Below are 9,542 nucleotides of genomic sequence, written 5' to 3' on the forward strand. Positions count from 1 at the left end.
GTCTTCCAGCTGTCGCCCCCCCCGATCGCTAGGATCAGAGGGTGCTGCTGCTTCCCTTCGAGACCGATCCGGCGCCTGATACGGCGAACGAGGTGTGGGTGTCGTTCCTCGAGATCCTCAGATTGATCGGCGGCAAGGCGATCAGCATCGCGATCATCGTCGCCGTGGCGTTCCTGATCGGATTCGCGCTCCGTTTCGTCGTGCGCAGGATCGTGCACCGCATCGTCGACACCGCGAAGTCGAAGGCGAACGTCGACGACACGCAGGCGCTCGAGCGCTCCCCCCTCGCCGACATGCGACTTATCCAGCGAACGCGCACTCTCGGCAGCATCCTGCAGAACATCATCAACGTCGCAGTCGTGATCGTGGCGCTGCTGATGGTGATGGCGGTCATCGCTCCCGACCTGATCAGCTCCCTCACCCTCCTCACCGCCGCGATCGGCGCGGGTCTCGGTTTCGGCGCGCAGAACATCGTCAAGGACGTCCTCAACGGCCTGTTCATCGTCGCTGAGGACCAGATCGGCATCGGGGACGTCGTCGACACGGGTCTCGCGAGCGGCGTGGTCGAGCACGTGAGTGTGCGCATCACCCAGGTGCGTGACGTGAACGGCACGCTCTGGTACGTGCGCAACGGCGAGATGCTGCGCATCGGCAACATGTCGCAGGGCTGGGCGCGCGCCATCGTCGATCTCGGCGTCCCTGTCGACGCCGTCGTCCCCGACGTCGAAGCAGCGCTTCTGCAGGCCGCGCAGGGGCTCGCGAAAGACCCCAAGTGGCGCACGCGCATCATCGAGCGTCCCGAGGTGTGGGGACTCGAATCGATCACCGGTGAGGCCCTCGTCATCCGGGTGGTGCTGAAGACCCGAGCGAACGCGAAGGACGACGTCGCGCGCGAACTGCGCATGCGCCTCAAGCGCGCGATCGAGGAGATGGGACTCTCGATCCCCAGCCTCGAATCGGTCGTCCCCACGGGTCCCGAGGGCGCACGTCGTGTGCGTGGCGCGAATCCGCCCACCACCAAGCCCAACGCCGTCACGGGAGTGCCGCCGGTCTCACGAGGCATCTGGCGCAAGAAGGACACCAAGGCGACACCGAAGGACAAGCCGGAGGACGAGTCATGACCTTCTACGACGAGGTCGGCGGGTACGCCACGTTCGAGAGGATCGTCGACGGCTTCTACCGTGAGGTGGCGCTCGATCCCGTCCTGCGTCCGATGTATCCGGAAGAGGATCTCGGCCCCGCCGCCGAGCGGTTCACGATGTTCCTGGCCCAGTACTGGGGCGGCCCCTCCACGTACAGCGAGACGCGAGGGCATCCGCGGTTGCGGATGCGTCATATGCCGTTCCGCGTCGACCCGGACGCACGCGATCGCTGGCTGCGCTGCATGCGCACCTCGCTCGATGAGGTGCAGCTCTCACCGTTGCACGACGCGACGCTCTGGGACTACCTGGAGCGCGCAGCATATGCCATGGTGAACACCATGGAGCCGTCGGGCATCGGTCCGGCGCCCGCGGGCCGATCGACGCTCGAGACCCGCAGCAGCAGTCAGGATTCAACGGAGACCCCATGACCACCACGCCCCTGTCCGCAGACGTTCTCGTGATCGGATGGGGGTTGGCCGGTCTCGTCGCCGCATCAGAGGCGACTTCCGCCGGCAGACGCGTGATCCTCGTGGATCAGGAACCGCGCTCCAATCTCGGCGGACAGGCATGGTGGTCCTTCGGCGGACTGTTCCTCATCGATTCGCCGGAACAGCGCCGGTTCGGCATCAAGGATTCGCTCGAACTCGCCACGCAGGACTGGTTCGGCAACGCGGGATTCGATCGTGAGGAGGATCGCTGGCCTCGCGCCTGGGCCGAGGCGTACCTGCAGTTCGCCGCCGGTGAGAAGCGCGCATGGCTGCGTGAGCGGGGTGTCGGGTTCTTCCCGGTGGTCGGCTGGGCGGAGCGCGGCGGGTACGGGGCGATCGGTCCCGGCAACTCGGTGCCCAGGTTCCACATCACCTGGGGCACGGGGCCGGGCATCGTCGCGCCTTTCGCTGATGCCGCGCAGCGCGCCGAGGAGACGGGCACGCTCACCATCCTCCCCCGCCACAAGGTCACCGAGCTGCTGATGGCCGACGGCGCGGTGACCGGTGCGAGGGGCGAGGTGCTGCTCGACGACGCCACCGCTCGAGGAGTCTCCTCCTCCCGCGAGGCCGTGGGCGAGTTCGAGATCACGGCCGGGGCGACGATCGTCTCGTCCGGCGGGATCGGCGGCAACCACGACCTGGTGCGCGCCGCCTGGCCGGAACGGCTGGGCACGCCGCCGTCTCACATGCTCTCCGGCGTGCCGGCGTACGTCGACGGATCCATGTACCCGGTCACTGCAGCCGCGGGAGCGAACCTGATCAACGGCGACCGGATGTGGCATTACGTCGAGGGCATCAAGAACTGGGATCCGGTGTGGCCGGCGCACGGCATCCGCATCCTCCCCGGGCCCTCGTCGCTCTGGTTGGACGCGACGGGCAAACGTCTGCCCGTGCCGTTGTTCCCGGGGTTCGACACCCTCGGCACCCTCGAGCACCTGCGTGCGACCGGGCACGACCACTCCTGGTTCGTCACGTCCCGCCAGATCGTCGAGAAGGAGTTCGCGCTGTCGGGCAGCGAGCAGAATCCCGATCTCACCGGCAAGGACATCGCTCTGCTGCTGAAGTCGAGGCTCGCGAAGGGCCCGACGGGGCCCGTGCAGTCCTTTCTGGACGAGGGTGAGGACTTCATCGTGGAGAACGACCTCGAATCCCTGCTCGAGCAGATGGGGCGTGCCGACGACGGCGACCTGCTCGATCTGGATCGTGTGCGTCGCGAAGTCGAGGCTCGTGACCGGGAGATCGACAACGACTTCACCAAGGACGCGCAGATCGGCATGCTGCGATCCATGCGGGCCTACCGCGGTGACAAGCTCATCCGCACAGCGACTCCGCACCGGCTGCAGGATCCGTCCGCAGGACCCATGATCGCGGTCAAGCTGCATGTGATCACGCGCAAGTCGCTCGGCGGAATCGAGACGGATCTCGATGGACGAGCCCTGGGCGCTGACGGGTCGCCCGTCCGCGGACTCTATGCGGCGGGCGAGGCCAGCGGCTTCGGAGGCGGGGGCGTGCACGGATACCGCGCGCTGGAGGGGACCTTCCTTGGCGGATGCCTCTTCTCCGGGCGCCAGGCGGGTCGCGGCGCGGCGCGGGAGAGCTAGCCCTGAGACCCGGTACTGCGCACGGCGGTGAGGCCAGTGGCCATCGGGCCGCGGGCGAGCACATGGCCTCGGCGGAACGCCAGCCGTGTCCATCGTCCCGAGGTCGTCACAGGAACCTGCTCCTCGCCGGAGATGAATCCGAAGGCGTGGGCTGCGAACGCGACGCCGCGCACGAGACCGTCGAGATCCTCGTCCGCCTCGCCCCAGATGGCGGCTCTGAGGGCTCGCACGGCCTCTTCGCCGGCGCCCGGCGTCGCTCCCCTGGCGACGGCGGAGATGCCCCATTGGGCACGCCGTGCGATCGTCGCAGCGGAGAGCTCACCGGCGGGCTCCCACCCGCCGCGCGGCGGCGCCACCCCGGCCCATGCGGGCGAGCGTCCGGTCTCCGGGAGCGTCAGCATCCGCTCGTCCTCGTCCTGACCCAGTTCGTCGACCACGATGTCGCATTCCAGCTCAGGGTCGGCGTGCACGATCCGCATCGCGAGGACGGTCGGAGTCTGATCGAACAGTCCCTTCGGCGCCAGTGCGGAGGCCGTCACCGCCAGGACGCCGTTGCGCCCCTGCAGACGGATGCCGTCGTCAGAGACCTGCATCGCGCGGCCGAGGAACGTGAGAACGTCTCGAGCCGTGTCGGAATCGGAGAGAACGAGACGAGGGGGCACGCGTTCTAAACTACCAACGAGGCGGCTGAACGGTCGCGGGGAGGAGCGCCATGAGCGCAGCGGCACAGGCTCAGGCATCCGTCGACCACCTGCTCGAGGTGCTGGATCTCGACGAGACGCAGGCGCGCACCGAGGAGGACATCTTCACCGGTCGCTCGCACAGCATGCCGACCGGACGCATCTACGGCGGTCAGGTGCTCGGCCAGTCCCTCATCGCGGCTGAGCGGACGATGTCCGAGGATCGGGCCGTGCACTCGATGCACGGGTACTTCCTGCGCCCTGGCGACTCGACTCAGGGGCTGACGATCGCTGTCGATCGCATCCATGACGGCAGGTCCTTCTCGACCAGGCGTTCGCAGGCGTATCAGAACGGCGTGCCGATCTTCTCGATGATCGCGTCCTTCCAGGATGAGGCGCCGGGAGTCGAGCACGCGCAGCCGATGCCGGAGGACATCCCCGCACCAGATGATCTTCCGTCCGACGAGGAGCGGGTGGAAGGCGTCCATCCACGGGCGCTGCGGATGCTGACGGAGCGGCCGGTGGACATGCGTCATGTCGAATCCCCGCTGTACGTCGTGGCCGACGGGGAGCGCAAGGCGCACCAGGCGGTCTGGATGCGGATGCGAGCGCCGATGCCGGAGGATCAGCGGCTGCATCGCGCCGCGCTCGCGTATCTCAGCGACATGAGCATCCAGGAGTCGATCCTGCGCGCTCACGGCGTGCCATGGGCGACGCCGGGACTCAAGGTCGCCAGCCTCGACCACGCGATGTGGTGGCATCGACCGGCACGGGTCGACGAATGGCTGCTGTACGTGCAGGAGTCGCCGAACGCGCGTGGCGGACGCGGTCTCGCGACGGGGCGCATCTACACGCAGGACGGCGTCCTGGCGGCGAGCGTGACGCAGGAGATCATGATCAGGGTGCCAGCCACCTGATAACGACCTCCTGCGCGAGCGTCAGCGGTGCGCGTAGGTGATCGGCTCGCCGATGTACGGCGTCCAGGCGTCGCGCATCTCGGGTGTGATGCGCGTGGGGCGGCCGGTCGCCGCGTCCACGAGGACGATCACGGCCGTGGACCGTGCGTACAGCACGCGCGTCGCGCTCTCGGCGTCGTTGAACACCTCGTAGCAGACCTCGAGGCTGGAACCGCCGAGCTTGCCGAACCACATCTGCACTTCGAGCGGACGACGCTGATACGGCACAGGCGCGAGGTACTCGATCTCCTGCCGCGCGATGAGCGTCAGAGTGCCCGCCTCGATGCCGGAGTTGAGTACGGCCGTCGGTGGCGCCGTCTCGCCCTCCTCCGCCTTCCAGAAGGCGCGCACACGCGCCTCCTCGAGGAGTTTGAGCATCGAGGTGTTGTTGACGTGGTTGAACGCGTCGAGATCGCCCCATCGCAGGTGGATGGGGACGTGCAGCCTCGACGCGGCGCCGGTGGGAGCGTCAGTCACGCGTCAGCTTGCGGTGCGTGGAACGGTGCGGGTTCGCCGCGTCCGGGCCGAGACGTTCGATCTTGTTCTTCTCGTAGGACTCGAAGTTGCCCTCGAACCAGTGCCACTGAGCCGGGTTCTCGTCCGTGCCCTCATAGGCGAGGATGTGCGTCGCGATGCGGTCGAGGAACCACCGGTCGTGCGTGATGACCACAGCGCAACCGGGGAACTCGAGCAGGGCGTTCTCGAGGGAGCTCAGCGTCTCGATGTCGAGGTCGTTGGTGGGCTCGTCGAGGAGCAGCAGGTTGCCGCCCTCCTTCAGCGTCAGGGCGAGGTTCAGGCGGTTGCGCTCTCCACCGGAGAGGACACCGGCCTTCTTCTGCTGATCCGGACCCTTGAAGCCGAACTTCGACACGTAGGCGCGGGAGGGGATCTCCGTCTTGCCGACCGTGATGAAGTCGAGTCCGTCGGACACGACCTCCCACAGGTTCTTGTCCGGATCGATGTTGGAGCGGGACTGGTCGACGTAGCTGATCTTGACCGTCTCGCCGATCTTCAGGGCGCCGCCGTCGAGCGGCTCCAGGCCGACGATCGTCTTGAACAGCGTGGTCTTGCCGACGCCGTTGGCGCCGATGATGCCGACGATGCCGTTGGGCGGGAGGCTGAAGCTCAGTCCGTCGATCAGCGTGCGGTCGCCGAAGCCCTTCTTGAGGTTCTTCGCCTCGATGACGACGCTGCCGAGACGCGGACCCGCGGGGATCTGGATCTCCTCGAAGTCGAGTTTCCTCGTGCGCTCCGCCTCGGTCGCCATCTCCTCGTATCGTGCAAGACGCGCCTTGGACTTGGTCTGACGCCCCTTGGCGCTGGAGCGAACCCACTCGAGCTCGTCCTTCAGGCGCTTGGCGAGCTTGGCGTCCTTCTTGCCCTGGATGGCGAGGCGCTCGCCCTTCTTCTCCAGGTACGTGGAGTAGTTGCCCTCGTAGCCGATGAGGCGGCCACGGTCGACCTCGGCGATCCACTCCGCGACGTTGTCGAGGAAGTACCGGTCGTGGGTGATGGCGATGACGGCACCCTTGTACGCCTGCAGGTGCTGCTCGAGCCAGAGCACGCTCTCGGCGTCGAGGTGGTTGGTGGGCTCGTCGAGGAGCAGCAGGTCGGGCTTCTGCAGGAGGAGTTTGGCGAGTGCGACGCGGCGCTTCTCACCACCGGAGAGCGGAGCGATCTCGGCGTCTCCCGGAGGAGTGCGCAGTGCGTCCATGGCCTGGTCGAGCTGGGAGTCGAGATCCCAGCCGTCTGCCGCGTCGATCTCTTCCTGCAGCACGCCCATCTCGGCGAGCAGCGTGTCGAAGTCCGCGTCGGGGTCGGCCATCTGCGCGGAGATCTCGTTGAAGCGGTCGAGCTTCGCCTTGATCGCGACGCCGTCCTGGATGTTCTCGAGGACGGTCTTGGACTCGTCGAGCTCGGGCTCCTGCATGAGGATGCCGACGCTGAAGCCCGGTGTGAGCTTCGCCTCGCCGTTGGACGGCTGGTCGAGACCCGCCATGATCTTGAGGATCGTCGACTTACCGGCGCCGTTGGGGCCGACCATGCCGATCTTCGCCCCCGGGAGGAATGACATCGTCACGTCATCGAGGATGAGCTTGTCGCCCACCGCCTTGCGCGCACGAACCATCGAGTAGATGTACTCAGCCACTGAGAACCGCTCCTTTTGTAGGCGTCGAAGATCGACACTCCAGCCTACCGGCTATGGATCACCAGTCGATCGGTCGCGTCTCGCCGATCAAGCAGCGTCCTTCGGCGAGTTGATCCACGACCGCGGTGACCGGCTCCCCCGTCGAGGGACCGACCTGTCCGACGAGGCAGTGCGCTTCGCCCCAGCGCACCGAGTACTGCAGGCTCTCCACGGGGTTGCCCACGGTCGTGACGTCCTTCGTCACCTGCATCGCGTTGCGATCGAAACCTGCCGCGGTGAGAGCGTCGATATACGCACGCCCGGCTGCGCGTTCGTCCGACGACCACACCTGCTCGGTGATCGCGGAGAAGAGCGGGAGGTTGTCCTCTGCCGTCCCGTCGGGCTGAATGGTCGGTGCTTCCGCCGTCGGCGCCGCCGAGGCGGATCCGGCGCCGGCGGTCGGGCTCGACGGCGGCTGCACCGGCGAGTCAGGTGCGCACGCGGCCAGGCCGAGACCGAGCGCCACGACCGCGCCTGCCGCCATGAGACGCAGACGAGCGGTGGGGAGTCGACGGGGCACGCTCCGAGTCTATGGTGACCCGGTCGTGCTCCCCACCTCGCCGTGTCGCAGGACGTCAGCCGGTGCGCCTGCTGCGCCGGATCAGTCCTCGGCCGACCACGGGCCACCGACGAGCGCCATCGCAGGATCCGTGGAGTCCCCGGACTCGCCGTCGGAGTCATCGGCTTCCGCATCGGGCTCGGCGCCGAACACCTCCCCGGTCGCGAGGTCGACGTCCGCGTGCGATGATTCGGGCGCGGCTGCGGGGCGGCTCGCCTTCGCGAAGGCGCTGGCGCCCCACCGCAGATCATGCCCGATCGCCTCGGCATCGATGTCGGCGCTCATCCCCTTGCGTTCCGCGTTCTCCCATTCGCGCAGCTTGAGCTTCCCGGTCACGATGACTCCGTCGCCCTGGTGCAGCGACGCCTTCACATGATCGGCGAGCTGACGGAACGCGGAGACGTTGTACCAATTGGTGCCTGTCTCGAGCCACGTCTGGGTCTTCGCATCGAAGCGTCGTTGCGGACTGGCGACGCGGAAGTTCACCACCGCGACACCGTTCGCGGTCTCGCTCCGTTTCGGGTCGGCGCCGACGCGCCCCAGGATCGTCACGTTGTCGTTCATGTCAATCTCCTCTTCCATCTGTGCCGGGACGCGCCCGGATCACCCCAGAGTGCCTCGTCGTGCCCATCGAGCGGGGCGCATAACCCGCGATCGGTGGACAACAGCGACGAACACCTGATCAGTGGAGGAAAGGCTGCTGACTCACAACGGCCTCGATGTCCGTGGTCGGTCATATGTTCGAACCGGAAGGAGAACCAGATGTCCGATACACAGATCCTGCACCTGCCAGAGGTGCGTTATGCCACCCCGCAGCTCGAGTCGAGAAGAGAGCGGCTCGTGAGAGCGTCGGAACAGCTCTGGCGGGTCCAAGACGCCGACGGCCGTATCCTCGGCCACGTTCGCATCGTCGCCGATCCTCACGGACTGCGCTATCGCGCCGAGCGCCTGCATCTGGCGACCGGCGCGTTCCGCATCGTCGGCGAGTTCTGGCGCCCTGATGACGCGGTGCAGGCGCTTCGCAACGGATAGCAGAGTGTGGTGCCCCCGGCAGGGTTCGAACCTGCGACCAACGGCTTAGAAGACCGATGCTCTTCCACTGAGCTACGGAGGCGAATACTTCTACGGTACCGCGATCCGGCCGATGTCCATGCCCTCAGTAGACTGAGCGCATGGTATCTGCGTCCGAAAATGATCGACTCGTCTGGATCGACTGCGAGATGACGGGACTCGATCTTTCGGTTGACGAACTCGTCGAGATCGCCGTCGTCATCACGGATTTCGAGCTTCGTCCGCTCGACCCCGGCTTCCAGGTCGTCATCAGGCCCAACGACTCGGCGTTGGCCAACATGAACGATTTCGTGACGAAGATGCACGAGTCGTCCGGGCTGATCAACGAGATCCCCCACGGAGTATCCCTGGCGGACGCCGAGGCCCAGACCCTCGAGTACATCAAGCGATTCGTGCCGCTCGAGCGCAAGGCGCCCCTGGCGGGCAACACGATCGGCACCGATCGCATGTTCCTCGCGAAGTACATGCCGCAGATCGATCAGTGGCTGCATTACCGCAATGTCGACGTCTCCAGCGTCAAGGAGCTCTCCCGCCGCTGGTACCCCCGCGTGTTCTTCCAGGCACCGGCCAAAGACGGCGGCCACCGCGCCCTCGCAGACATACTCGAGTCCATCCGCGAGATGCAGTACTACCGCGAGGCGGTCTTCGTGGCAGAGCCAGGTCCGTCCAGCGACGAGGCTCGTGCGATCGCAGAACGCACCGTGTCGTCGTTCACCTCAGACGTGTAATAGAATCGTCTGGTTGCCTGCTCCGGTAGGCACATGGTGGCTATAGCTCAGTTGGTAGAGCACCGCGTTGTGGTCGCGGGGGTCGCGGGTTCAAGCCCCGTTAGCCACCCCAATCACGAAGAAGGGGCC

General features: G+C 66.7%; 11 protein-coding genes and 2 tRNA genes. 7 read left to right on the plus strand and 6 right to left on the minus strand.

Annotation, left to right across the window (positions count from 1 at the left end; translation table 11 throughout):
- Positions 1–44: 44 nt before the first annotated feature.
- The 3 genes from ACNPNP_RS09060 to ACNPNP_RS09070 are packed head-to-tail and all read left to right on the plus strand — an operon-like array spanning position 45 to position 3,231.
- Positions 45–1,121: a mechanosensitive ion channel family protein gene (locus ACNPNP_RS09060; RefSeq protein WP_448966156.1), complete on the plus strand. Its 1,077-nt coding sequence runs from the start codon at positions 45–47 to the stop codon at positions 1,119–1,121.
- A complete protein-coding gene (locus ACNPNP_RS09065; RefSeq protein WP_448711670.1) occupies positions 1,118–1,570 on the plus strand; it encodes a globin in 453 nt (150 codons plus the stop codon). Before ACNPNP_RS09060 ends, ACNPNP_RS09065 begins: the two co-directional genes overlap by 4 nt.
- Positions 1,567–3,231 (plus strand): FAD-binding dehydrogenase, encoded by a 1,665-nt coding sequence (locus tag ACNPNP_RS09070; RefSeq protein WP_448965701.1) that lies wholly within the window; start codon positions 1,567–1,569, stop codon positions 3,229–3,231. Before ACNPNP_RS09065 ends, ACNPNP_RS09070 begins: the two co-directional genes overlap by 4 nt.
- Here ACNPNP_RS09070 and ACNPNP_RS09075 read toward each other — a convergent pair.
- A complete protein-coding gene (locus tag ACNPNP_RS09075) occupies positions 3,228–3,893 on the minus strand; it encodes a DUF8185 domain-containing protein (protein ID WP_448965702.1) in 666 nt (221 codons plus the stop codon). The genes ACNPNP_RS09070 and ACNPNP_RS09075 overlap by 4 nt on opposite strands.
- A 50-nt stretch (positions 3,894–3,943) precedes the next feature.
- On the opposite strand from ACNPNP_RS09075, the gene ACNPNP_RS09080 reads away from it, so the two are divergent.
- Entirely contained in the window at positions 3,944–4,828 is an 885-nt protein-coding gene (locus tag ACNPNP_RS09080; RefSeq protein WP_448965703.1) for an acyl-CoA thioesterase, read from the plus strand.
- 21 nt (positions 4,829–4,849) lie between these two features.
- Here ACNPNP_RS09080 and ACNPNP_RS09085 read toward each other — a convergent pair whose 3' ends face one another.
- From ACNPNP_RS09085 to ACNPNP_RS09100, 4 genes are all read right to left on the minus strand, one after another.
- Positions 4,850–5,344: an acyl-CoA thioesterase gene (locus tag ACNPNP_RS09085; protein WP_448965704.1), complete on the minus strand. Its 495-nt coding sequence runs from the start codon at positions 5,342–5,344 to the stop codon at positions 4,850–4,852.
- Positions 5,337–7,016 (minus strand): energy-dependent translational throttle protein EttA, encoded by a 1,680-nt coding sequence (ettA, locus tag ACNPNP_RS09090; RefSeq protein WP_448965705.1) that lies wholly within the window; start codon positions 7,014–7,016, stop codon positions 5,337–5,339. Before ettA ends, ACNPNP_RS09085 begins: the two co-directional genes overlap by 8 nt.
- Before the next feature lie 58 nt (positions 7,017–7,074).
- Positions 7,075–7,575 carry a DUF6993 domain-containing protein gene (locus tag ACNPNP_RS09095; RefSeq protein WP_448965706.1) on the minus strand — a complete coding sequence of 167 codons (501 nt, stop codon included), beginning with the start codon at positions 7,573–7,575 and terminating at the stop codon, positions 7,075–7,077.
- An 81-nt stretch (positions 7,576–7,656) separates the two neighbouring features.
- The gene (locus ACNPNP_RS09100) at positions 7,657–8,178 is read right to left on the minus strand and encodes a single-stranded DNA-binding protein (RefSeq protein WP_448965707.1); all 522 of its coding nucleotides are present in this window, start codon (positions 8,176–8,178) and stop codon (positions 7,657–7,659) included.
- A gap of 198 nt (positions 8,179–8,376) precedes the next feature.
- On the opposite strand from ACNPNP_RS09100, the gene ACNPNP_RS09105 reads away from it, so the two are divergent.
- Positions 8,377–8,646: a hypothetical protein gene (locus ACNPNP_RS09105; RefSeq protein ID WP_448965708.1), complete on the plus strand. Its 270-nt coding sequence runs from the start codon at positions 8,377–8,379 to the stop codon at positions 8,644–8,646.
- A gap of 7 nt (positions 8,647–8,653) precedes the next feature.
- Here the strand turns inward: ACNPNP_RS09105 and ACNPNP_RS09110 are convergent.
- Positions 8,654–8,728, minus strand: a tRNA-Arg gene (locus ACNPNP_RS09110).
- A 58-nt stretch (positions 8,729–8,786) separates the two neighbouring features.
- Here ACNPNP_RS09110 and orn point away from each other — a divergent pair.
- Both orn and ACNPNP_RS09120 read left to right on the plus strand, forming a co-directional pair.
- The gene (orn, locus tag ACNPNP_RS09115) at positions 8,787–9,413 is read left to right on the plus strand and encodes an oligoribonuclease (RefSeq protein WP_448965709.1); all 627 of its coding nucleotides are present in this window, start codon (positions 8,787–8,789) and stop codon (positions 9,411–9,413) included.
- A gap of 36 nt (positions 9,414–9,449) precedes the next feature.
- Positions 9,450–9,525: transfer RNA gene (locus ACNPNP_RS09120), tRNA-His, on the plus strand.
- Positions 9,526–9,542: the final 17 nt, after the last annotated feature.

The sequence above is a fragment of the Microbacterium xerophyticum genome, assembly GCF_053543555.1.